Source organism: Pedobacter sp. MC2016-24, from assembly GCF_015223055.1.
Taxonomy (GTDB): domain Bacteria; phylum Bacteroidota; class Bacteroidia; order Sphingobacteriales; family Sphingobacteriaceae; genus Pedobacter.
In genome coordinates this window covers 411,817-436,975 of sequence record NZ_JADFBX010000003.1, presented here as the reverse complement: position 1 = coordinate 436,975, position 25,159 = coordinate 411,817, and the positions used below count along the sequence as shown (strand labels likewise).

The following is a 25,159-nucleotide window of genomic DNA, read 5'->3' as shown; positions in this document are numbered from 1 at the left end:
TTTCAATACATTTTGTTCAATTTTATAAATATTTGAATCCCATGCAACAGACCAGACTTTACCTACTGATTTTATTCCTTTGCTATACTTTTAGCGCTGCTGCCCAACAATTAAACAACAAAGCAAATGCCGGAATCGAAATCAGTCCACTGGCTACGCATGTGGTCAGAATAACCGGCGACAGCCTGATTTTGGTGGACGGAAAAACCTATATCTATAGCGTCGATACTCCAGAAGGCCAGGGCATGGTTTCAACAAGACCAGGTGTACAAGCGCTTTTCAAGCAGATTAAAAGCATTGGTAACCAAGCACAAAGCCACCAGATTACAGATCAAAAGGGCAGAATCAAAACATCGGGACAAATTAATGATGGTGATCAATTGCTGGTAAAGACGAATCAGGCTAAGGTCAGCAAAAAATATATGATCAAACTTGAGCCCATGGCCGTAGGCGGAAAGCTTAGTCTGGAGCAAAGCAAAATCACCCTCAATTCCCTGACAGATCTCTGCCTGTATTTTACCGCCGGACAACGAAGCCCGGATGTTACTGTCCGGATTTTTTTACCCCGGGGGATTGATGTCAACCCGAACAACACCAGTGTTAACGTCATAGGCCGTGGCGAGGTCAAATTAAAGGATTTTTCGAGCCAATCTATCGGCCGTGTTGGCAGCGCTTATTCGTATTCAAAAGTTGGTCAGGTAGTTATTGAAAAGCCTGAAGCTGGCGGCTCAATTTTGACATTCAGCCACCTGGATCTCAGGCCGGCCAATGGTCCTGATCTCAAACTCACAATCAGGGGTATCAAAATGAGCAAAGCAGGTATTTATCCCATCCGTTCCAAGTATAGTACCAGTCAACCTGAGAACCTAATTAGCGCAGGTGTAGGCTCAGAAAGCACATTGCTTACAGTAAGCAAGCAAGTATCCGGTTTAATCCGGATTGCAACCAGGGATCTTCAATATCAGGATACCCCAGATCGATATACTAAGATCGATTTAAACTGGGGTAAAAATCCGAACATCCAGCGGGTAACTATAATGGAATCTATGGATCGCGGTAAAACCTGGAAACCCCGTTCTGCTGTTGTGAACTTGAAGGAAGCCAGCGCAAGTATATCTGGCTTACAAAAAAATCAAAACTATTTTTTTAAGCTGCTGGTTACGGATGGTCCAAACAAAGGTTTTTCCAATGAAATCTCTTTTTATTCTGGTAAGATGGACATCAAAAACTTCGGCAGGGCTGGCGATGGGGAGAAAGATGACACCGAACTCATCAACAATGCGATTGAATCCATACACCAAAGCGGTGGCGGAACATTGTTGTTTAACGAGGGCACCTACCTGGTTAGGACGGTACATTTGAAAAGCAACGTATATCTTTATATCAATAAATCAGCTACCATTAAGGCTATTAAAGGTGCTGATGCACCAGAATCAACGTGGTTTAGCGACAAAAAATACCGTTCTGGCTTGTCGCCCACCGATAAAGGCCCCTATGAGGATCCTGAAAACTACCTGACCAAACAAGATGTCGGACACCACTATTTTAAAAATGCCATGTTTTTCGGAGAACGGTTAGATAACGTTAAAATCATTGGCAATGGACTGATTACCGGCAATGGCAACCTGGTGAACGGGGATAAGGTCATGAACAACGAGCCGGATAACCGTGCAGATAAAATGTTCAGCTTAAAGCTTTGCAGCCAGGTGGAGATAGGCGGGATATACCGGCCGGAAGACCTATGGTATGATCCGGAGCAAGACGAACCATATTACATTGGAAAAGATGGGAAAAAGATATTTGACGACAGCAATATGTTAAAAATAGATCGCGCAGGACATTTCGTATTGCTGGCGACAGGTACTGATGGCATCAATGTACACAACACCTATCTGGGCAAAGCATCTTCATCCAATGCCCGGGACATTTATGATTTTATGGGCTGTAATGATGTGAACGCAACGAATATCTATTCAAAAGTCAGTTCAGATGACATCATTAAACCTGGTTCGGATTGCGCATTGGGCTTTACTCGACCAGCACGGAATTATAAAATCCGCAACATCATTGGCGACACAAACTGTAATCTCTTCCAGATTGGCTCTGAAACTGCCGACGACATTAAAGACATTTGTGTAGACAACATCTACGTATTGGGTGCCAATAAGGCTGGGTTTTCCATATCGACTAATGACGGTGCGCACATTAGTGACATCCATTTAAATTGCGGCCATACCGGAAAACTGCATTCCAGATCCAAAATGTACCGTACCCGGGCTCCTTTTTTTATATCCATTTCTAACCGGGCACGTATTCTTGGCGCCACTGCGGGGCGGTATGTATTTACAGAAAATGGGATTAAGCATGATGAATTGCTGATCAACAATGTTAATATTGGCAAGGTTGAGCGGATTATTCTAAATGGCATAGACATCGCTGAAGTCTATGCAGGAAGTTCTTACGGCGGTAGAGATAAGCGTTGGAAAGCATATGATGGCACACAGGAAAAGGCGACACCGATCATAGCTGGCTACGCGCTTCCGGCAACGGAAACTGTAGTTGGAGGACTTAAGTTCCGACTCCCAAATGCTGAACATACGGGCTATATCAGCGGCATCGAATTGAACGATGTGCATGTATTGGTTAAAGGTGGAAACCCCGCCGCAGACACGGCTAATCTTACGCCAGAATTGGGCGTCGGACAATACAATGTGGCCAATTTGAAAACCCAGCCTTCATACGGACTATGGGCCAGACATGTCAAGAACCTAAGCATTAAAAACAGCAGTTTTAACTATGAGTCCAGGGATGGCAGGTATCCGATTTTTCTGGATGATGTGATTGGTGCCAACATAAAGAATGTTAAAGTAGCTGCCACCAAGAGCGATATCTTTATCATCAAAAGTAAACATAGTAAGCACATCAGTTCAGAAGCCATCACTTTTTACGATGAATAGGAAGAACCTTTATTTTTTTCGCAGTACGGAGAAAATAAACGCCAGGCCAAGCACACCAGATATGATGATTCCAAATAGACCAAAGGCTGGTATATTGAAGATTTTAGGAGGTTTGTCGGCCACCATCAACAGTGCAGCAGCTATAGACAGGCCTGCAATAACAATGGCATAGCCCAGGCGGTTAAAACCATTATCAAAACTACTTTTCAGTTCGTTTAAGCCATTTACTTCTTGTATCACCTTCAGTTCGCCATGGTTTAATTTATCGATGATCTGTTTTACATTATCGGGTAAGTCTACCATGCCTTCACTTAAATTACGCAAGGTTTTCAGTCCTTTGTCCAATAAATAATCAGGGCTTAAACGCTGCTGAATAATTTTGGCTACATAGGGTTTGATGTTCGCCACGATATTCATTTCCGGATCCAGCTTTCTACCAATCCCCTCAATCAGTACTATGCCACGAATCAATAAATACAGATGGTCGGGCATTAAAATTTCATTGTCGTTCAATATATTAGAAAAACGGGTAAGTACCACTTTAACATCAATGTGTTGCAAAGCACTGCCATTCAGCAGGTCAAATACGCCATGTATTTCGCGTTCCAGTTTCTTTTCATCTCTGATGTCTGCCCTAATGGCCATTTTCCTAATCGTGGCCACCAATCTTCCAGCATCCTGAGCAATGAAATGCATGATAAAATTTTCCAGCAGTTCCTTTTCAGCCGGCATCATGCTGCCCATAGAACCAAAGTCTATAAATGCAATCTGCCCCGAGGGCAAAACAAACAGATTACCTGGATGGGGATCGGCATGAAAGAAGCCATGCTCTAATATTTGAGTGAGATACAGATCCAGTCCTTTGCGTGCAATTGATCCGGGATCAAGGCCATGTTCCAATAAAGCCTCCCGGTCAGTCACCTTTATTCCGGCAATAAACTCCATGCAAAGTACATTGTCGTTAGACAGCTCACGATAAGATTTCACCGCATACAAATCTTTATTCCCTTCAAAATTACGTGCAAATTGCTCCATATTGGCAATCTCCCTTAAAAAGGAAAGTTCATCGTGTATAGATTTTTCAAAGGCTTCCAAAACCTGCACCAGGTTGATCCTACGCAAACTATCACTATAGGCAACCAATAAGCGGGCTACATCTTTCATGATGAGCAGGTCCGCTTCAATCACTTCACGAATACCAGCCCTCTTGATTTTCAAAATCACAGGTTTTCCATCGCTCAGCGTAGCTTGATAAACCTGCGATATGGAGGCCGATGCCAGTGGTATTGGATTGATGAAACTAAAATATTCATCCGGATCAATACCCAGTTCGTCGGCCATCAACTGTTTAACATCCAGGTCAGCCGGCTCCACCCGATCCTGCAGTTTTTGCAACTCCAAAATCAGCTCTCCCGGCAAAAGATCCTCACGGTTACTAAAGGCCTGACCAAACTTGACATAAGTTGGCCCAAGCTCTTCCAATACCATTCTGATGCGTTCATACACGGTTGTACCAGGAGAATTCAAGGTATCCTCAATCTCAAGTTCAGCTTCCGTACCCAAAATATTTTTAAGGTTGCTCCGGATGATCAGTTCACCGAAACCATATTTACTAAGAATCCGGATCAGTGCTATCGTTCTTTTAATTTTCTTTTTTTGTTTTTGCATAGGGCAGATTTAAACAGAGAAAATAAAACGCTGAGAAACAAAAACATAGATTTAAAAGCCAATACTTCATCCACATTCAGCGTTTGGTAATATACTTCTTTTAGACAATTTGGTATGGTGTTTGTTTCCGGTTTTGCCGAAATAATCATTCTATTAATTAAAAAACAGCTATGAAAAGATTTACAAAGATCCTATCCCTTGCCCTTGTATTGGGTTTAACCCTATTATTTTCTTGTTCAAAAGACAAAGACAATTCCCCTTCAGGATCACACAAAGTTGTATTTAAAGCAATTGGTTCAACAGGGGTGTCAATCTCCAATGCAGTTTACGTTGATGGCTCAGGCAAAACGGAAACATTCACCAGTTTAACTGGCGAAACCTGGACAAGCAATGAGTATACCGTTGACGCATCAGCACATGCAGTTTCGTTTGGCGTATCAGGTACAGGTCCGAATGCAGCATCTACATTGGTTGTAGAAATCTGGGTAGACGGTGTTAAAAAAGCCGATGGAAAATCTACAGGTACCATCCTGTCACCTTCAGCAAGCTACTCGTTCTAATACAAGTTTGTATAAGTAAAACAAAAAAAACGGCCTTCTGAGAAGGCCGTTTTTTTTGTGCCGTCATTTAATTCACAAAGCATAAAAAATTGTATATTTAGTAAATTGCTATCCTACCTGAATAAATATACCATAAAAGGATAAACATTATCGGATTGAAAACCATTATACAAGGTAAATCCGGTTATACCAGAGCAAGATAAAGGATATGGAGGAGGGAGACTAAAGTATGCCCATTCTACAACGTTAGTTAAAAACAAGCCAAATTGATTTGGCATTAGGCACACTTAGTTTACATCCATGAAAATGATTATAAGGGTCTTGTTTATGTGCTTTTTAGGGCTTCCTACCCTAAGTTTGGCACAGCAGAACGACCACACAACCGCAGCGATAATAACTAAGCTGAGCGGCCAGGTATTAGATGCAACATCACTCCTGCCCCTACCCAATGTGACTATACAATTTGTTGGTGGCCACAAAGCTGCCCAAAGCAATGCCGAAGGTAGATTTACATTAAGCAGCCCTACAGCCATTTCGGAGGTAAAGTTTGCCTATGTGGGCTATCAAACAATCGTCAAAGCCATTCGTCCAGGTGAAACACAGGTCTTAAACGTGCACATGGAAAGTACCAAAACACAGCTAGAGGAAGTAACTGTACATGCTGGTAAAAAAATCCAATACCGAAACAAAGACAATCCTGCCGTAGCGCTGATCCAGCTGGTGATTAACCATAAGGAAAGCAATCGTATGCGCAACACCGATTATCTGCAATACAATCAATACGAAAGAATTGGCTTTTCCTTATTTGACTTGTCGGGCAAATTCCTGAATGGTAAATTGTTTAGCAAATACCGGTTTCTCTTAGATACCGGCATGGTCATCAACGATAGTATAAAAACAGCTTTACCAATTTACATGTCCGAAAAATACCTGGAGGTATACTCGCGGAAAGCACCTGCAAAAAAAATTAACATACTTAAAGCACATCAGGAAGTAAATTATAGTTCTTTTGTAGATACGGCAGCAGTAGATCTTTATCTGAATCGCCTTTACGGCAATCCGGATATTTATGCCAATAACATTTTCATTTTAACGTATCAATTTTTAAGTCCGATAGCTGATCATGCCCAGGACTTTTACAAGTTTTTCATTACTGACACCATACAAACCCCAACAGAAAAGCTGGTAGAAATCAGCTTTACCCCAAGAAATCTGGGTGATCTTTTATTTGAAGGTCGCTTATACATTACTATGGATGGCAGGTATGCTGTAAAGTCCAATTACCTTAAAATCAACAAACGCATCAACATCAATTTTGTGCGCAGGATGGACATCCGGCAGGATTATAAGCAATATCCAGATGGGCGCTTTTACCTGGTTAAAACCAATATCCAGTCAGACTTTGGCTTAATGAAGGAAAAGGGCATGAAGATTTTCGGCGATCGGACGGTATTCTTTACCGATTACCAAATACAGGTTGCAAAAGCAGCCGGATTCTACGAGGGGAAAAGTAACCAGACCATATTGTACGAAAATCAAAACAAGGGTAATTTCTGGACCGAACACAGGACCGATACCTTACGACTCGCCCAGGCCCAGGTATATCAGCACATTGACAGTTTGCAAAAAATGCCCTCTTTTAAAAGGGCATTGTGGATTACCAAATTGATAACAGGCGGGTATGCCGACTTGGGGCCTGTCCAGCTTGGCCCCTTGGGCAGCTTTTACGCTGTCAACAGCCTGGAGGGTAATAGAATTAATGTTGGCGGCCGCACAACGTCTCAGTTTAACCGGAATATTTATCTGAATGGTTTTACTGCTTATGGCTTTAAAGACCAGAAATTGAAGTATAACCTGGGCCTGGCCTATGCATTCAATCAGGTTGCCCCCATAGGGTATCCAAATGATTACCTCAAAATCAACTATCTATATGACACAGACATCCCCGGGCAAACCTTCCTGGTTGATAAATTTCAAAGTGCATTGGGATCCATTACACGTGGAAGAAGCGATTTATGGCAGTACAACCGGATTCTTACCCTCAACTATGTCAAAGATCTGGAAAACCACCTATCGTATAACCTGGGTATAAAATTTTGGAGTCAGCGGCCTGCCAACCGCCTGATTTTCCAACCTGCGGATCAGTCTGCACCGGTAAACCGGTTAACCACTACAGAAATACAATTGGGCCTCCGTTATGCCCTTAACGAGCAAATTTTTAAAGGAACCGAAGGTCGCCATACCATAATTAGCAAATATCCCATACTTAACCTGCAGGCCAATTATGGTGTAAAGGGATTACTTGGCGGCTCATATGAATATTTAAACCTGAGTACAGAGATCGGTAAACGTTTTTATATGTCGCAACTGGGCTATACCGACATTACCCTATTAGCCGGAAACTTATTTGGACAGGTGCCTTTTCCCTATTTGTCTATTTTGCCAGCTAACCAAACTTACCTTTACGATAAAGATGCTTACAACAGCATGAATTTTCTGGAATTTGTCGGCGATCATTATGTGGGGCTAAATGCAACGCATTCCTTTAGTGGCTTTTTACTGAACAAAGTCCCCTTAATCAAGCATCTTAAACTCCGGGAGTTTTTGTCTTTAAAAGTTATTTACGGTGGCTTGCGCGATGAAAACAATCCAGCCTTTCACCCAAAACTATTTGCACTACCACTGTCAGCTGATGGCACACCCTGGACTTACCCATTGGGAGATAAGCCTTATACCGAAGTCGGCGTTGGTATTGGGAATATTTTTAAAGTACTCAGAATTGACCTGATCAAGCGCTTCAATTATCTGGATCATTCCGGTGTAAAATCACTGGGTTTAAGATTTACGGTCAGTCCGGAGCTGTAAAAGCAAAAAAGCCGCTCTACTTTCGTAAAGCGGCTTTCGTAGCCCGTAGGGGAATCGAACCCCTGTTTCCAGAATGAAAATCTGGCGTCCTCACCCCTAGACGAACGGGCCATTTTAAAGATTGCCTCAGCTATTTAAAGCTGCGAACCTTTTGGTAGCGGGGACCAGACTCGAACTGATGACCTTCGGGTTATGAGCCCGACGAGCTACCAACTGCTCCACCCCGCACTATATACAATTCTTTCGTTTTTGTTATTTGATTAACTCTTCTTCCGAATTGGAATGCAAAGATATAATTCGTTTCTTTGTCCTGCAAATTTATTTTAAAAAATATTTTCATGTCACATAAAGCAGGTTTTGTAAGTATCATCGGTAAGCCCAATGTGGGCAAATCCACTCTAATGAATGCCCTGGTGGGCGAAAAGCTTTCTATCATCACACCAAAAGCCCAGACAACCCGTCACCGGATTCTGGGAATTGTGAACGAAGAAGACTATCAAATTGTTTTTTCTGACACCCCGGGCATCATAAAACCATTGTATGGTTTGCAAGATTCGATGATGAGTTCAGTAAAAGGTGCATTAACTGACGCGGATTTAATCATTTTTGTAACCGATATTAATGAGCAGCATGATGAGAACGATGTGCTTGAAAAAATCATCAATACCGATATCCCATTGGTGGTACTTTTAAATAAAATTGACAATGCTACTCAGGAACAAGTGGATGAGAAGTTTGCATACTGGCAGGAGAAATTAAACCCCAAACATATTTACGCCATTTCGGCCTTACACCAGTATAACCTGGAAGGTATTTTACCCATGGTATTGAGTTTTATTCCGGAGCACCCTGCTTATTATGATAAAGAAGAATTAACAGACCGCAGTCAGCGTTTCTTCGTTTCGGAAATCATCAGAGAGAAGATCTTTTTGAACTATAAAAAAGAAATCCCTTACAGCACAGAAGTTATTGTTACGGCTTTTAAAGAAGAACAGAGCAAGAGCGGACCGATGGTACGAATTACTGCAGAGATTGTGGTGGAACGTGATTCTCAAAAGAACATCCTGATCGGTACAGGCGGTGCCATGTTGAAAAAGGTAGGCATGGAATCCCGTAAGGACATTGAGAAGTTCCTGGATCAAAAAGTATTTCTGGAAACTTTTGTCAAAGTAATCCCAGACTGGAGAAGTAAGAAAAATTACCTGAAAAACTTCGGTTACGAATAGAGAATAAACAGTATAAAACTAATCACCTCCCATGTCAATGGGATTGTGTATCTTTGTGGCCTTTAAAATATTACTAGCGTAAAAAAACACCCATGTCAAATATTATTGCAATTGTCGGAAGACCAAACGTAGGCAAATCTACCCTTTTTAACCGCTTAACAGAAAGTCGCAAAGCCATTGTTGATGATTTTAGCGGTGTAACACGTGACAGGCATTATGGCGTATCCGAATGGACCGACAAACAGTTTACTGTCATTGATACTGGCGGTTATGTAGCCAATTCTGAAGATGTATTTGAAGCTGCGATCCGCGAACAAGTAGTTATAGCTATAGAAGAAGCAACCGTATTGTTGTTTATGGTTGACGTAACTACAGGCATTACTGATCTTGATGATGAGATTGCACAATTGCTAAGGAGAAGTAAAAAACCAGTTTTCACTGTAGTGAACAAGGTTGACAATACCCAATTGCAAAATGAAGCTGCTGTATTCTATGGTTTTGGTTTAGGAGAAATCTACCCGATCTCTTCCATGACCGGTTCTGGCACCGGGGACTTACTCGATGATGTGATTACCCATTTCGAAGATGTTCCGGAAGAAGAAAATGCCCTTCCTAAAATCACCATTGTTGGTCGCCCTAACGTAGGAAAATCATCATTGATCAATGCGCTGATTGGAAAAGAAAGAAACATTGTGACACCAATTGCCGGAACTACCCGCGATTCCATACACATTCACTACAACCAGTTCGGACACGAGTTTATGTTTATTGACACGGCCGGATTGCGTAAAAAAACCAAGGTAAAGGAAAACATCGAGTTTTACTCCGTAATGCGTACCATCAAGGCTTTAGAAGAAGCTGATGTTGTCGTTTTAATGATTGATGCTGTAGAAGGCCTGGAATCTCAGGATGTAAACATTTTCCACCTGGCAGAAAAGAATAAGAAAGGTATTGTAATCCTGGTAAACAAATGGGATTTGATTGAAAAGAACTCCAAAACAATTAATGCATTTGAAGATCAGATCCGTCAAAAATTACAACCTTTTACAGATGTACCGATCATCTTTGTTTCTGTGCTGAATAAACAACGTATCTTCCAGGCGGTAGAAACAGCCTTAGAAGTACACAAAAACAGAAGTAAGAAAATCCCTACTTCGAAATTAAATGATGTGATGCTGCCGATTATTGAAAATTATCCGCCACCGGCTCTGAAAGGTAAATACATTAAAGTAAAATACATTACACAGATCAATGGCACTTCACCAATGTTTGCCTTCTTCTGTAACTTACCTCAGTACATCAAAGAGCCTTATAAGCGTTTCATCGAAAACAAATTACGTGAGCACTTTGATTTCAGCGGCGTACCGATTCAGATCTACTTCAGACAAAAATAAGATTATTGCAGGGTAGTAATGGCCTGCTTTACCATAGGATCACTTAGGTTGATTGCCCTGTAATAACCGGCATCACCTAAGTGATACTTACACAACAATCCCTTTACATCGTTACAGATTACCGGCTTCGCGGCCATCAGCTGCTTTGGATCCAGCTCAATGTTGCGTCCATGAATGTATTTTAGCAAATCCTTATAATCGATTTCACTGATGGCAAAAGTAGCCAGGTGATTGTCCAGATAAGCTGCGGTATACCTGTTGGCCAATACATCATACACAAAATCAAACAATACCTTTTTAGAAATTAGTTTGTTGTATAAACGGTTATAACCTGTGGTATCCATCTTCACATAAATATCCGGACGAATGCCGCCAGGAGTAAAGTCCTTACTTTTCAAGCTATCCTTTAGCAGCGCAGTCTTTGTCAACTCCCCATCATTGAAACGATCTTCAATTTCATTTTGATAAGCGGTATATCCCTTTTTATACGATTTCTGAATGCTTCTACCCAACGGTGTGTAATAACGGGCGATGGTTAAGTTTAAAGCGGATCCGTCTTCAAAAGGAAATTGTTCCTGCACCAAGCCCTTGCCAAAAGAGCGTCTGCCAATAATGACCCCTCTACCCCAGTCCTGTATGGCCCCAGCCAGAATTTCACTTGCCGAAGCGGAGTTCTCATTAATCAGCACGGCCAGTTTGCCCTGCTCAAACTCCCCCCCACCAGTCGCTATATAATCCGTTCGCGGTTCATGTTTACCTTCTGTATATACAATCAGTTTATTTTCCTGTAAAATTTGATTGGCCAGCCCCGTAGCAGCAGTTAAATAACCGCCCCCGTTATCTCTCAGGTCCAGAACCAGTTTTTTCATTCCCCTTGCTTTCAGATTTCGCACCGCGTCTACAAAGTCTTTATCTGTCTCGGTGCCAAATTTACTGATCCGCACATAGCCAACATCTGCATTTAACAGGTAACTGGCATCGATACTACTCAGCTTTACCCGATCGCGGTTCACATTCAATACCAGCGGAATCCGATCCCCCTGTCGCACAATGGTCAGCTTCACAGCAGTACCTTTACGTCCTTTAATCCGGCCAATCATCTGATCCCGGGGCAAAGATCGTCCGCTAACTGTGGCGGTATCTATTTTAATAATCCGGTCGCCCTGTTTAATACCAGCCAAAAAAGCAGGTCCATCTTTCACCACGTTGGTAACCAGTAAGGAATCATTTAAGATGTAATACTCCACACCAATTCCCTGAAATTCACCACCGAGCGTCTCCGTCAGCTCATTGGCTTTTGCAGGTGGCAAATACATACTGTGTGGGTCTAATGAATGGAGTAAGCTATCAATCGGCAAATGGTGCAGGGTATCTGCATTTACATCGTCTACATAATTTCCATTGATGATGTGGATAATTTCATCCACCTTTTCGGTATTGTTGTAGGCAACCTGTGTAGTTTTCTGAAATTTATACCCCTGGTCTTTTAAAAATTTAAAACCTAAAACCATCCCCCCTATTAAGGTAACTGAATAAGTAAGGGCAATTAAAAGATTATATTGGGTATTCTTTTTCATGGAGGTAAATACTGCGTAAAGTTACGAAATAACCCGATTAATAATAAATTAAACCACATTCATTTGCAATTGTTTCTGATATTTCGCAATCCTTAAGATTATAGCCCGATTGCTGATAATTTTGTTGATTTTTGGCTATTATTTCGGGTTTAAAAAGAAATTGACGAATTTTATAAAATCAAAATTGAAAGCCAGGCTTTAAGGCCAGGGATCACAACTAAGGAAAAATATATGATAAGAGTTACCGAGCAGGAATCAAAGTACCATGATATAGACCAAATGTCTGTACTTGAAATTCTACAAGGCATAAATAATGAAGACAAAACTGTACCAGACGCTGTCGAAAAATCCATTCCACAGATTGAAAAACTAGCTTCTGCAGTTGCAGCACGTATGGTTAATGGCGGCCGGTTATTTTATATCGGAGCAGGGACCAGCGGTCGTCTGGGTGTGGTAGATGCCTCTGAGTGCCCGCCAACTTTTGGTGTCCCGTTCGACTGGGTGGTTGGGATCATTGCTGGTGGCGATACAGCCATCAGGAAGGCTGTGGAGAATGCGGAAGACGATCCTGATCAGGCATGGATTGACCTGCAGGAATTCAACATCAATGAAAAAGACTGTCTGATTGGTCTTGCTGCCTCAGGCACCACACCCTATGTAATTGGCGGACTACACACTGCACGTGCGAACGGCGTATTAACTGGCTGTATTGTATGTAATGAAGGTGGTCCCATTGCCGCAGAAAGTGACTTCCCCGTGGAGGTTGTTGTCGGACCCGAGTTTCTTACTGGTTCTACGCGTATGAAATCAGGCACGGCACAAAAGCTGGTTCTCAACATGCTCAGTACCACAGTAATGATCCGCTTGGGCCGCGTTAAAGGCAACAAAATGGTAGACATGCAACTTACCAACCATAAATTGGTTGATCGTGGAACGCAAATGGTCATGGAAGAACTGAACATTGACCACGACAGTGCCGCAGCACTCCTGATACGTTATGGCAGTGTACGTAAAGCAGTAGAAGCAAGTAGGTAATTTAAATCCAGGTCATGCACGAAATTGAACCTTTTTATCTTTGGCGGGACGATTATATAGCGGCCGAAGATGAACGTTCTCCATTTTACAACACAGAATACTCCGAGTTCTATTTCGATAAGCAGTTGTACAACTTCCTGATTCATCCGCAATGGGATGATTTTGGTTCGAATACACTTTACATCAAAGTGCTGTATGTCGATTATGACCGTCAGTATGCGATCATCGAGTTTATCGGGGAATGGAATGATGCCATCAGCAATGACATCATGCTACTCAAACGAGAGATTCTTGAACTGATGATGGATGAAGGTATCAATAAATTTATCCTCATTGGTGAAAACATCCTCAATTTTCATGCTTCAGAGGACAGTTATTACGAAGAATGGTTCCAGGAGGTTGAAGATGGCTGGATTACAGGCATCAATTTCCAGGAACATGTCATCAGTGAGCTGCGGGCAAGCAATATCGATTACTACATTAACGTAGGCGGCGCACTTGACGATTTGGCATGGCGAACGCTAAAACCCCTTCAATTATTTAAAAAAGTTGAAGAAACGCTGACAAAAAGGCTCGGGGCATAGCTTTTGTAGATATAAAACTATTAGTATCTTTAAATAAATTTAAAACAAATGGATAACAACAATAATTACGATTGGGCACAAAAATCAGTTTTTGTGCAGGAACAAACCGGAATGGTTGCCAAGAAATTCTTTGCAAATGTATTTATGTGGATGTTTGTGGCATTAGCATTGTCAACCGCAGCAGCCGTTTTTGTATCTTCTTCCGAAGCCGCATTACGTCAATTGGTTAATTTTGAAACTGGACAAAGAACCATATTGGGTTATATCGCTATGTTCGCCCCACTTGGCTTAGTTTTAATCATGGGCACTGGCTTTAGCCGACTTTCTTACGGAGCTATCTTAGGTGCTTTTGTATTATTCTCCATCTTATTGGGTGTAAGCTTAAGCTTTATTTTGGTTTATTATAAAATAGGATCTATAGTTGCCTGCTTTGCCGCAGCAGCGGGTATATTTGGTATCATGGCTGTTTTGGGTTACACTACAGATGTAGACCTAACTAAATTCGGCCCGATATTAATGGTCGGTGTGGTTGGTTTATTCATCGCCAGTATCATCAATATGTTCCTTGGAAGTCCAACTTTCAGCTATGTGATGAGCTTCTTTGGTGTAGCTATTTTTACTGCATTGACTGCTTATGATGTACAGAAATTGAAACGCATTGGAGCAGGTATCGAAGAAGATGGAAGTCAGATTGCTGCAACTGATGCTAAAAAAATGGCGATCATGGGTGCTTTATCTCTGTATTTAGACTTTATCAATATCTTCTTATTCCTATTACGGATTTTTGGAGGAAGAAAATAATTCTTAAATAGAACACGTCTTAAGGCTTCTGAATTTCAGGAGCCTTATTTGTTTACACTACCCTGTAGAACACTCCGGATTACAGCATATAAGTACACAGGTCTTGCTCAAGCATTTCTGAGGCTAGGATTTCAACAAGGCTCCATCAACGCCTGCTGACCAGCCCTGTGTTAGCGAACTGAACAACAACTACCTTCGCACCAAATCAACAAAAAACAGAATATAATTCCAATAAAGAACTTAAAAAACTACGTCTTTGCAATATTATATGCTTTAAGCTTCATTTTTTTGGAAATGATTTTTCTTTGTTGCACCTTTGTAGAGCTTATAGAGAAAGACGGAGGGATTAGACCCGGCGATGTCTTAGCAACCTGTGCTTACAAGGTGCTACATTCTACTGGAACCAAAGGACTGGTTCCCGAAAGATAAGTTGGTTAGTACCACATGCTAGTTTCATATAGCTGGACCGCAATCTTCTCTTAGGCTTTGTATGTAATGAGTTCGGCACTTGTTTAGGCTTTCGCCTCTATCAAAAATAGCTTATTACCTGCTCATATGATTTTTTTTAAATGAACATTAGAGAAGAATTAGAAAAACGAATCCTAATTATCGATGGTGCAATGGGCACTATGATACAGCGTTACGTTTTAACTGAAGAAGATTTTAGAGGCGAGCGCTTCAAAGATCACCCATGTGATGTAAAAGGGAACAACGATTTACTAAATTTAACCCGCCCTGACATCATTAAAGAGATACATACCGAATACCTGAAGGCCGGTACAGATATCATCGAAACCAATACTTTTAGTACGCAGCGTATTTCACTGGCCGATTACCAGATGGAAGAGCTGGACTATGAAATGAGTTTTGAAGGCGCTAAAATTGCCAAAGAAGCCACAACTGAATTTATGGCCGCCAATCCTGGCCGTACTTGTTTTGTGGCAGGTGCAGTGGGCCCAACCAACAGAACACTGTCTATATCTCCGGATGTGAACGATCCTGGCTTTAGGGCCATCACTTTTGACGAGCTTGTAGATGCCTACGATCAACAGGTCCGCGGTCTGGTTGATGGCGGTGCTGACCTGCTGTTAATTGAAACTATTTTTGATACTTTAAATGCCAAGGCCGCCATATTTTCCATTAAAAAATATGAGGCGGAAATTGGTAGAAAAATTGAGATCATGATCTCAGGGACCATTACCGACGCGTCGGGAAGAACACTTAGCGGACAAACTGCAGAGGCCTTCCTGAACTCGGTAATCCATGCCAACCCAATCAGCATTGGCTTTAACTGCGCATTGGGTGCTAAAGACATGCGCCCACACATTGAAGAACTTTCTGCGAAAGCCCCGTGTTATGTATCGGCCTATCCTAATGCAGGTTTGCCAAACGAATTTGGTGCTTACGATGAAATGCCGCATGAAACCGCGCATTTGGTTGAAGACTTTATACAACATGGGTTTGTAAATATTGTAGGCGGCTGCTGTGGTACTACGCCAGAACATATCGGCTGTATTGCCGCTAAAGCTAAAAATGTAGCTCCGCGTAAAATCCCTGCACTGGAGCCTTACATGCGCCTAAGTGGTTTAGAACCGGTTACCATTACACCAGAAAGCATCTTTGTAAACATTGGAGAGCGTACAAACATTACCGGATCTCCAAAGTTTTCTAAATTAATCTTAAGTGGAGATTTTGAAGCGGCCCTGACTGTTGCCCGTCAGCAGGTAGAGGGTGGCGCACAGGTGATCGACGTGAACATGGACGAAGGAATGATTGATTCCGAAGCGTCGATGACCAAATTCCTGAACCTGATTGCTTCTGAACCTGATATTTCCAAATTACCAATCATGGTCGATTCGTCCAAATGGACAGTAATTGAGGCCGGATTAAAATGCTTGCAGGGAAAAGGTATTGTCAACTCGATCTCCCTGAAAGAAGGTGAAGATAAATTCAGGGAAAGTGCACGCAAAATCATGACCTATGGTGCTGCCGTAGTGGTCATGGCTTTTGACGAGCTGGGACAGGCTGATAATTTTGAAAGAAGGAAAGAGATTTGTAAAAGATCTTATGACATTTTAGTAGATGAAATAGGTTTCCCAGCTCAGGATATCATTTTTGACCCGAATATCCTGACTGTTGCAACAGGTTTGGAAGAACACAATAACTATGCAGTGGATTTCATCAATGCGACCCGCTGGATTAAAGAGAACCTGCCACATGCCAAAGTAAGTGGTGGGGTATCTAACATATCCTTCTCTTTCAGAGGAAACAATACTGTACGTGAAGCCATGCACTCGGCCTTTTTATACCATGCCATCCAGGCTGGTTTAGATATGGGGATCGTCAATGCGGGTATGCTGGAGGTTTACCAGGAAATCCCACCAGAGCTGTTGGTGCTGGTAGAAGATGTCTTGTTAAACCGCAGGGACGATGCGACTGAACGTTTGGTAGAATTTGCCGATACCATCAAAACCAAGGGAAAAGAAATTGTAAGAGACGAGGAGTGGCGTAAAACGTCTGTAGAAGAAAGATTATCACATTCCCTGGTTAAGGGAATTATAGAATACCTGGATGCTGATGTTGAAGAAGCACGCCAGAAATATGCCCGTCCGATACAAGTGATTGAAGGTCCTTTAATGGATGGGATGAATATTGTTGGTGACTTATTCGGTGCCGGAAAAATGTTCCTGCCGCAGGTGGTAAAATCGGCCCGGGTAATGAAAAAGGCAGTGGCCTACTTACTGCCATTTATTGAACAGGAAAAGCTAGACAATCCGGATCAGGATCAGAACTCTTCTGCAGGCAGGATCTTAATGGCTACTGTAAAGGGGGATGTTCACGATATCGGAAAAAATATTGTGGGTGTTGTTTTGGCCTGTAACAATTTTGAAATTGTAGATATGGGCGTAATGGTTCCTGCACAGGATATCATTAAAAAAGCCAAAGAAATTAATGCCGACATCATTGGTTTAAGTGGCCTGATCACTCCTTCACTAGACGAGATGGTTCATTTTGCCAAGGAAATGGAGCGTGAAGGCTTCACCATTCCATTGATGATTGGTGGCGCTACAACATCCAGAATCCATGCGGCAGTCAAGGTGGCTCCCAACTACTCCGGACCAGCGATCCATGTGTTGGATGCGTCCAGAAGTGTAACGGTAGCCAGTACCCTGATGAATCAGGATACCCGCGAAGCCTATATTGCAGGCATTCGTGCAGAGTACGACAAAGCACGTGAAGCCCATTTAAACAAGCGCTCAGATAAACGTTTCAAAACACTGGAAGAAGCCAGAAAAGACCATTTTAAAATTGATCCAGCCCTGGTGGCCCCTGCTCCTGCTTTTACGGGAACACGGGTATTTGAAAATTACCCCCTGGAAGAATTGGTACCTTATATTGACTGGACACCATTTTTCCAGACCTGGGAATTGCGTGGCAGTTATCCAAGAATACTGGAGGATAAAACAGTTGGCGATGAAGCGCGTAAATTATTTGATGATGCACAGACATTGCTGAAACGAATTGTGGACGAGAAATTACTAACTGCCAAAGCGGTAATTGGTTTCTGGCCGGCAAATGCTATTGGTGATGATATTGTTTTAGATGTAGAAGGGAAAGAAGTGGTGATCCATACTTTACGCCAGCAGGCAGAGAAAGTAGATGGACAACCTTATTATGCTTTGTCTGACTTTGTTGCACAGAAAGAAACGGGTATCCCTGATTATTTTGGTGGCTTTGCACTAACAACTGGTATCGGTTGTGATGAACTGGTGGCTGAATTTGAGGCCGTATATGACGATTACAACAGCATCATGGCAAAAGCATTGGCCGACAGGTTAGCAGAGGCTTTTGCTGAAAAGATGCATGAACTGGTGAGGAAAGAATACTGGGGTTATGCCAAAGATGAAAACCTGAGTAATGAAGCCTTGATTAAGGAAGAATATGCAGGGATCAGACCGGCACCAGGTTATCCTGCTTGTCCGGAGCATACCGAAAAAGGGACGCTGTTCGAGTTACTCGATGCTGAAAACAGGATCGGACTCCGGTTGACCGAAAGCTATGCCATGTATCCTACTGCTGCAGTAAGCGGTTTTTACTTTGCACATCCGCAATCCAGATATTTTGGTTTGGGTAAAATCACCAAAGATCAGATCGAAGATTACGCCATCCGTAAAAACATGCCAATTGAAGAAGTTGAAAGATGGCTTAGCCCGAATTTAGCTTATTAAGAGAACCACCTCAATCACCAAACCAAGAATACAAAACCATTACGAATGAAAATTACAGACCATATCAATAACGCACAGGGCAAAACCTTGTTTTCTTTTGAACTGTTACCGCCGATCAAAGGACAAAGCATTAAAGGCATTTTTGACGCCATTGATCCGCTAATGGAATTTAACCCGCCTTTTATTGATGTAACCTATCTTCGCGAAGATTATATTTACAAACAACACACCAATGGCCTGCTGGAAAAAGTTGCCTATCGCAAACGTCCAAGTACGGTAGCTACTTGTGCAGCCATCATGAACAAATATAAGGTAGATGCTGTACCACATTTGATTTGCGGTGGTTTTACAAAGGATGAAACAGAAAATGCACTGATCGACCTGCAGTTTTTGGGTATCGATAATGTACTGGTATTGCGTGGCGATGCCCGAAAAAGCGACAATGCCTTTATTCCTACACCAAATGGGCATGCCTATGCTTCTGAATTGTTACAGCATGTAGTTGACATGAACAATGGCAAATACTTACATGATGACATCGAAAACAATGAAAAAACAGATTTCTGTATTGGTGTAGCCGGCTATCCGGAAAAGCATTTTGAATCCCCAAACCTAGACACAGATTTCAAATGGTTGAAACACAAAGTAGATTCAGGGGCTGATTTTATCGTGACTCAAATGTTTTTTGACAATCAAAAATATAAAGCTTTTGTAGATAAATGCCGTGCAAATGGCATCAATGTACCGATTATTCCGGGATTGAAACCCATTACCAATACCAAGCAGCTGATCAGTTTACCGAAGATATTTCACCTGGACATTCCATTGGAACTGAGTGAGGCCATACAAGCCTGTAAGTCGGAAAAAGATGCCAGGGAAGTCGGTATCGAATGGATGATCCATCAGTGTAAGGAGCTAAAAGAAATGGGTGCACCAGTACTACATTTTTACACGATGGGCAATCCGGAGCCGACTAAAAGAATCGCAAGAGCAGTGTTTTAACGTTTTTTGGAATACTCTTTGTATCTTCAATAATCTTTACATCATAAAAGAATACAAATGAGAAGATTGATGCTATTTACGGTGGTTATTGCCAGCGCTTTAACAGCTTGTACGACGATGAAATCAGGATCGGTGAGTAACGGTGGCTTATCACAATTGAGCGGCACCTGGGAATTGAATTACATCTCCGGCCCAAGAATAGCATTTAACGGACTATATCCGGGTAAAAAACCCACCATCAAATTTGAAGTAACAGAGAAACGCTTTAGCGGGAATACCAGCTGCAACTCTTTCTCCGGCATATTGATCGCAGATGATTCCACGATTAATTTCACCAAGCCCTTTGCCATAACCAGGATGGCTTGTCCCGGTGAAGGTGAAAGTACTTTTGTAGAGATGCTGAGAAAAGCCAGCTCTTATTCCATTACTGGCGACAGTACGCTAAACTTCCTGATGGGAGATATTGCGATCATGCGGTTCCACAAGAAATAGAAATTTAGCCTGTATACAATCATGCAGGCTAAATTTATCTTAGTACTGGTTCAGATACTTTTTAAAAGAATCGAAAGCTGCATCCATTTCAGTAGCGTGTTTTTGCTTAGCAGCCAGACTCCTGACCTGTTCCGGAATTTCGATCTTTGCTTTGATGGCCTCAGGAAATACATCCGGAAATTTACAGGCATGGGCAGTGGATAAGAACACACCTTCAAAATCCTCGTGCGGATGTGATTTCCGATAATCCTGTAAAGCCAGCCAGGCAATCGCGGTATGCGGACAAGCAATATAATTTAAGTCTTCGTATAAGTGGTTCATACCCACTAAAGTCTGCTCATCCGTATACACATAACTTTGCAACACTTGCTGTAATGCGGCTTTATCGTTGTTAAACAAATCCATAATCCGCACCCAGTTACTTGGCGCACCTACATCCATGGCATTGGCATAGGTTTGTACCGAAGGCCTGGTTTCATAAATACCGGTTTCCAGAAAGCGTGGCACCGTATCATTCACATTGGTAGCTGCAATAAACTGCTTTACAGGAAGTCCCATCTTATAGGCAAGCAATCCCGCAGCAATGTTACCAAAGTTACCGCTGGGTACTACAAATACCACATCCTTCTTACCTGCTTTAAGTAACTGTGCATAAGCGTTGAAATAGTAAAAAGTTTGAGGGATTAACCTCGATATATTGATCGAATTGGCAGAAGTTAATCTTAGCTTTTCATTCAATTCAGCATCTGCAAAAGCCTGTTTCACCAAGGCCTGGCAATCGTCAAATGTACCATCCACCTCAATGGCATGAATATTCTGTCCGTTGGTACACAATTGCAGTTCTTGTATGTCGCTCACCTTTCCTTTAGGATAAAGAATGGTTACGCGGGTATTGGGTACCCCAAGGAAACCCAGAGCTACCGCTCCCCCGGTATCACCGGAAGTCGCCACCAGCACATCCAGTGTTTTCTCATTGTCTTTTAAGAAGTAAGCCATAATGCGGCTCATAAACCTGGCACCAAAATCTTTAAAAGCTAAAGATGGTCCATGGAACAGTTCAAGTACATATTCATGGTCCTTAAGCGGCACGATTGGTGCCTCAAAATTAATGGCATCGTCAATGATGCTTTTGAGATCGGCAGCGGGAATGGTATCTCCCAATAAAGCTGAAGCTACATGAAAAGCAATTTGTGGCATGCTGTATTCATCCAGATGCTGAATAAATTCAGCTTCCAGTTGCGGGATCTCCACAGGCATATATAAACCCTTATCCAGGGGCATGCTGTTGAAAACAGCAGTAGGAAAATCTACGTTTAAATCGTGGTTGTTGGTGCTGTATAATTTCATTTGGTTTAGTCTAAAATTACTGGTCCTTTTTTATTTACTTCAGACACGAAAGCCAGGCTATTGATGGCTAATTTTTGTAAGTGCTGCTGCAGCTTTTGCGTAATCGCTGTTGCAGTCTCGCGGTCTTTGGTTAATGCAAAAACAGAAGGTCCGGAACCAGAAATACCAAAACCTACGGCACCTGCTTCCATAGCCAGCACACGCAGGTTATAAAAATCAGGAATCAGAATGGAACGGGTCGGCTCTACCAAAACATCCGTCATGCTGTTGCCAATCAATTCATAATCGTTCATAAACAAACCACTAACCAAACCAGCTACATTTCCCCATTGGGTAACCGCATCTTTCAGCAATACTTTAGAACGAATCATCTGACGGGCATCTTTTGTAGGCACATCTACTTCTGGATAAACGATGGCGGCATGCATACCTTGTGGACAAGGTAAGCTGATGATGTCTAAAGGCTCATAGCTTCTGATCAACACAAAGCCGCCCATCAAAGCCGGAGCAACGTTGTCGGCATGGCCATAACCGCAGGCCAGTTCTTCACCCTTCATGGCAAAAGGAACCAGCTCTTTATTGGTCAGCAGGTTGTCCATCAGTGTATTGATGGCAAATAAGCCACCTACAGTGCTGGCAGAACTCGATCCCAGACCACTACCTATCGGCATTTTTTTGTGGAGTTCAATTTCAACGCCTATGTCCTGGCGACCTACATGGTTCAGGTAATGCTTAACTACCGCACTCACGGTGTTTTTATCCGGATCTAAAGGCAAACGGCCTTCATCTCCCGTAATTTTCAAAAGCGAAACACCAGGTTTATCGTTTAGGCGCATGATCACCTCATCTCCAGGTTCATCAACCGCAAAACCCAACACATCATAACCGCACACAACATTGGCCACTGTGGCCGGGGCAAATACTTTTACTGATTTCATCTTTTTCCTACGTTTATTATGTCGGCAAATACACCTGCGGCAGTGACTTCGGCACCGGCGCCCGGGCCTTTAATCACCAATGGACGTTCTTTATAGCGATCTGTAGTAAACGAAATGATGTTGTCACTACCCGAAAGCATATAAAAAGGATGGTTATCATCAACCATTTGTAAGGTAATTGCAACCTTACCACTTTCCAGTTTCCCTATATATCTCAATACTTTATTGCCTGTTGCAGCTTCCTGTTTCAATTTCTCAAAAAATGAAGCGTTGTTTTCCAGCTCCTGGTAAAAATCAGCTACAGTAGCCGCATTTAAGGCCGCCTCCGGAAGCATGCTTTCAATCGTCACATCACGTTCTTCCAAGGCGTAACCCGCATCACGGGCCAGGATCAGCATTTTTCGCATGAAATCTTTGCCGTTCAGGTCATCTCTTGGATCGGGTTCGGTATAGCCCTTATCCTGAGCTTCTTTAACCACTTCATGAAATAAACGATCCCCTTTAAAGCTATTGAAGATATAAGAAATGGTACCCGATAAGATGGCTTCAATGCTGGCAATACGGTCGCCACTCATCATCAGGTCTTTCAAAGTACGGATAATCGGTAATCCGGCGCCCACATTAGTCTCATAGTAAAAGTCTACACCATGTTTTCTCGCCGCGTTTTTAAAGGCAGCATATTGTTCGTATTCTGCAGAATTACCAATTTTATTACAAGTCACGACAGAAATGCTGGACTGCAGGATATCGCGATAGAATTGGATTGGGTTGTGACTGGCAGTATTGTCTACAAATACACAATTCGGCAGGTTCATCGCCTTCATTTTTTTAACAAAGTCCGCCAATTCTGCCGGCTCTCCATGCGCCTCTAAATCGGCTTCCCAGTTTTCCAGACCGATTCCCTCTGCATTTAAATACATTTTTCGGGTATTGCTCAGGCCCATCACTTTAACCTGCAAATCGTTGTTTTTAGCCAGGAATGGCATTTGATGCTGTAACTGTGCAAACAGCGTTTTACCAATATTCCCGGTACCCAGACAAAATACGTACAAGGTTTTTTTAAGGTCGGCATAAAATGCATCGTGTACTGCATTTACTGCTTTAGACAAATCGGAATGAGATATGATTACAGAAATGTTGTACTCTGATGAACCTTGTGCAATGGCGCGGATGTTTACACCATTACGTCCCAAAGCACTAAACAAGCGACCAGAGATCCCTGGAGTACGTTTCATGTTTTCGCCTACAATGGCCAAAATGGACAATCCATTTTCTACCTCTGGGTATTCCAGCTTACGTGCCTGGAGTTCCAGTTCAAATTCCTTATTGATCAATGCCAGCGCTTTCAGTGCATCAGAAGGCTTAACAGCAAAAGTGATGCTATGTTCGGAAGAACTTTGTGTAATTAACACCACATTAACCTGTTCGCGGGATAATAAAGAAAACAAACGGCCGCTAAAACCAGCCTTTCCCACCATGCCACTACCTGAAAGGTTCAAAATACTGATTTCATCAATAGAAGAAATCCCCTTGATTGGCAGATTGGAGACCTGCGTTCCGTGTTTGATATATGTACCTTCAAAATCAACATTAAAAGTATTTTTAATGACAATTGGAATGCGCTTTAAAAACGCAGGTGTCATGGTAGGCGGATAAATTACTTTGGCGCCAAAGTAAGAAAGCTCCATGGCTTCGGTATAGCTCAGTTCCGGTAAGGAAAAAGCTTTTTTTACGATACGCGGATCGGCAGTCAGCATTCCATCTACATCAGTCCAGATCTGGATTTCTGCAGCATTTAAAGCAGCCCCCCAAATGGCAGCAGTGTAATCGCTACCGCCGCGGCCCAGCGTAGTTACCCGACCTTCTTCATTACTGGAAATGAAACCGGTAACAAACAAAAGTTTATCCGTGTTGGACTGGTAAAAGTCCTGTATTAAAATCTCTGTCAATTGGGTATTGACTTTAGCCTGTCCGAAATTGCTATCTGTTTTGATCAGTTCAGCGCCATCAACATAAATAGCATTGGCAAAATGTTGTTTCGCAATGTGGCTGATCATCACATTAGAACAGCGCTCACCATAACTCAGAATCAGGTCTTTGGTTTGGAGACTCAATTCACGGAGGTTGTAAACCGATTGCAAAATATCTTCCAGCTCATTAAAATAGATCTTGAGTTTCGTCAGTACCGGATTTTGCGCACCTGCCGGCAATAAAGCCCGGATCACGTCAAAGTGCTTTTTTTCTACTTTTTTAAGCTCCTCTACATAGTCTGCCGAGTCTTTTGCAGCTTCGGCCATGGCCAGCAGGGAGTTGGTTACGCCCCCCATGGCTGACAAGACGACGATCGGGTTTTCCGCTCCTTTTTCTTGCTTCAGGATCTCAATCAGCGCCTTGATGCTCTCTACAGAACCTACCGATGTGCCTCCAAATTTTAAAATATTCATAGTTCTTGGTTAAAAAAAAAGCGCCTTCCCTGGTTAGAGG

The 25,159-nt window shown here is 42.4% G+C and carries 16 protein-coding genes, 2 tRNA genes and 1 riboswitch; of the genes, 11 read left to right on the top strand and 7 right to left on the bottom strand.

Going from position 1 to position 25,159, the window contains the following annotated elements; genetic code table 11:
- Nucleotides 1–41: 41 nt before the first annotated feature.
- Nucleotides 42–2,957 carry a glycosyl hydrolase family 28-related protein gene (locus tag IM797_RS10215; protein ID WP_194127011.1) on the top strand — a complete coding sequence of 972 codons (2,916 nt, stop codon included), beginning with the start codon at nt 42–44 and terminating at the stop codon, nt 2,955–2,957.
- 9 nt (nt 2,958–2,966) lie between these two features.
- Here the strand turns inward: IM797_RS10215 and IM797_RS10210 are convergent, their stop codons facing one another.
- Nucleotides 2,967–4,625 carry an AarF/ABC1/UbiB kinase family protein gene (locus IM797_RS10210; RefSeq protein WP_194127010.1) on the bottom strand — a complete coding sequence of 553 codons (1,659 nt, stop codon included), beginning with the start codon at nt 4,623–4,625 and terminating at the stop codon, nt 2,967–2,969.
- Nucleotides 4,626–4,795: 170 nt separating this feature from the next.
- Between IM797_RS10210 and IM797_RS10205 the strand changes: the two genes are divergently transcribed.
- Complete coding sequence (locus IM797_RS10205; RefSeq protein WP_194127009.1) at nt 4,796–5,185, top strand: hypothetical protein; 390 nt, start codon at nt 4,796–4,798, stop codon at nt 5,183–5,185.
- 300 nt (nt 5,186–5,485) lie between these two features.
- Nucleotides 5,486–8,050 (top strand): DUF5686 and carboxypeptidase-like regulatory domain-containing protein, encoded by a 2,565-nt coding sequence (locus tag IM797_RS10200; RefSeq protein WP_194127008.1) that lies wholly within the window; start codon nt 5,486–5,488, stop codon nt 8,048–8,050.
- 39 nt (nt 8,051–8,089) lie between these two features.
- On the opposite strand, the gene IM797_RS10195 is transcribed toward IM797_RS10200, so the two are convergent.
- Together IM797_RS10195 and IM797_RS10190 are read right to left on the bottom strand one after the other, a co-directional pair.
- Nucleotides 8,090–8,161: transfer RNA gene (locus tag IM797_RS10195), tRNA-Glu, on the bottom strand.
- 41 nt (nt 8,162–8,202) lie between these two features.
- Nucleotides 8,203–8,278: transfer RNA gene (locus tag IM797_RS10190), tRNA-Met, on the bottom strand.
- A gap of 110 nt (nt 8,279–8,388) precedes the next feature.
- On the opposite strand from IM797_RS10190, the gene era reads away from it, so the two are divergent.
- Complete coding sequence (gene era / locus IM797_RS10185) at nt 8,389–9,276, top strand: GTPase Era (RefSeq protein WP_194127007.1); 888 nt, start codon at nt 8,389–8,391, stop codon at nt 9,274–9,276.
- A 92-nt stretch (nt 9,277–9,368) separates the two neighbouring features.
- Nucleotides 9,369–10,670, top strand: a complete 1,302-nt coding sequence (der, locus tag IM797_RS10180) for a ribosome biogenesis GTPase Der (protein WP_194127006.1) — start codon at nt 9,369–9,371, stop codon at nt 10,668–10,670.
- A gap of 2 nt (nt 10,671–10,672) precedes the next feature.
- Here der and IM797_RS10175 read toward each other — a convergent pair whose 3' ends face one another.
- Nucleotides 10,673–12,247 carry a S41 family peptidase gene (locus IM797_RS10175; protein ID WP_194127005.1) on the bottom strand — a complete coding sequence of 525 codons (1,575 nt, stop codon included), beginning with the start codon at nt 12,245–12,247 and terminating at the stop codon, nt 10,673–10,675.
- Between the two features lie 231 nt (nt 12,248–12,478).
- Between IM797_RS10175 and murQ the strand changes: the two genes are divergently transcribed.
- The 6 genes from murQ (at nt 12,479) to IM797_RS10145 (ending at nt 20,390) form a co-directional block, all read left to right on the top strand.
- Nucleotides 12,479–13,282, top strand: a complete 804-nt coding sequence (gene murQ, locus IM797_RS10170; RefSeq protein ID WP_194127004.1) for an N-acetylmuramic acid 6-phosphate etherase — start codon at nt 12,479–12,481, stop codon at nt 13,280–13,282.
- Nucleotides 13,283–13,296: 14 nt separating this feature from the next.
- Nucleotides 13,297–13,866, top strand: coding sequence for a hypothetical protein (locus IM797_RS10165; protein WP_194127003.1), 570 nt, complete (start codon nt 13,297–13,299; stop codon nt 13,864–13,866).
- A gap of 48 nt (nt 13,867–13,914) precedes the next feature.
- Nucleotides 13,915–14,667 (top strand): Bax inhibitor-1/YccA family protein, encoded by a 753-nt coding sequence (locus IM797_RS10160; RefSeq protein ID WP_194127002.1) that lies wholly within the window; start codon nt 13,915–13,917, stop codon nt 14,665–14,667.
- Nucleotides 14,668–14,989: 322 nt separating this feature from the next.
- A riboswitch (SAM riboswitch) is annotated at nt 14,990–15,099 on the top strand.
- A 137-nt stretch (nt 15,100–15,236) separates the two neighbouring features.
- On the top strand, nt 15,237–18,896 hold the full coding sequence (gene metH, locus IM797_RS10155; protein ID WP_194127001.1) for a methionine synthase: 3,660 nt from the start codon (nt 15,237–15,239) through the stop codon (nt 18,894–18,896).
- A gap of 45 nt (nt 18,897–18,941) precedes the next feature.
- Nucleotides 18,942–19,898, top strand: a complete 957-nt coding sequence (gene metF, locus IM797_RS10150) for a methylenetetrahydrofolate reductase [NAD(P)H] (RefSeq protein WP_194127000.1) — start codon at nt 18,942–18,944, stop codon at nt 19,896–19,898.
- Between the two features lie 57 nt (nt 19,899–19,955).
- Nucleotides 19,956–20,390, top strand: a complete 435-nt coding sequence (locus tag IM797_RS10145) for an META domain-containing protein (protein ID WP_194126999.1) — start codon at nt 19,956–19,958, stop codon at nt 20,388–20,390.
- A gap of 39 nt (nt 20,391–20,429) precedes the next feature.
- Here IM797_RS10145 and thrC read toward each other — a convergent pair whose 3' ends face one another.
- The 3 genes from thrC to thrA are packed head-to-tail and all read right to left on the bottom strand — an operon-like array spanning nt 20,430 to nt 25,119.
- The gene (thrC, locus tag IM797_RS10140) at nt 20,430–21,737 is read right to left on the bottom strand and encodes a threonine synthase (RefSeq protein WP_194126998.1); all 1,308 of its coding nucleotides are present in this window, start codon (nt 21,735–21,737) and stop codon (nt 20,430–20,432) included.
- A 5-nt stretch (nt 21,738–21,742) separates the two neighbouring features.
- Nucleotides 21,743–22,675 (bottom strand): homoserine kinase, encoded by a 933-nt coding sequence (locus IM797_RS10135; protein WP_194126997.1) that lies wholly within the window; start codon nt 22,673–22,675, stop codon nt 21,743–21,745.
- Nucleotides 22,672–25,119: a bifunctional aspartate kinase/homoserine dehydrogenase I gene (gene thrA, locus IM797_RS10130; RefSeq protein ID WP_194126996.1), complete on the bottom strand. Its 2,448-nt coding sequence runs from the start codon at nt 25,117–25,119 to the stop codon at nt 22,672–22,674. The genes IM797_RS10135 and thrA overlap by 4 nt, the downstream gene beginning before the upstream one ends.
- Nucleotides 25,120–25,159 lie beyond the last annotated feature (40 nt).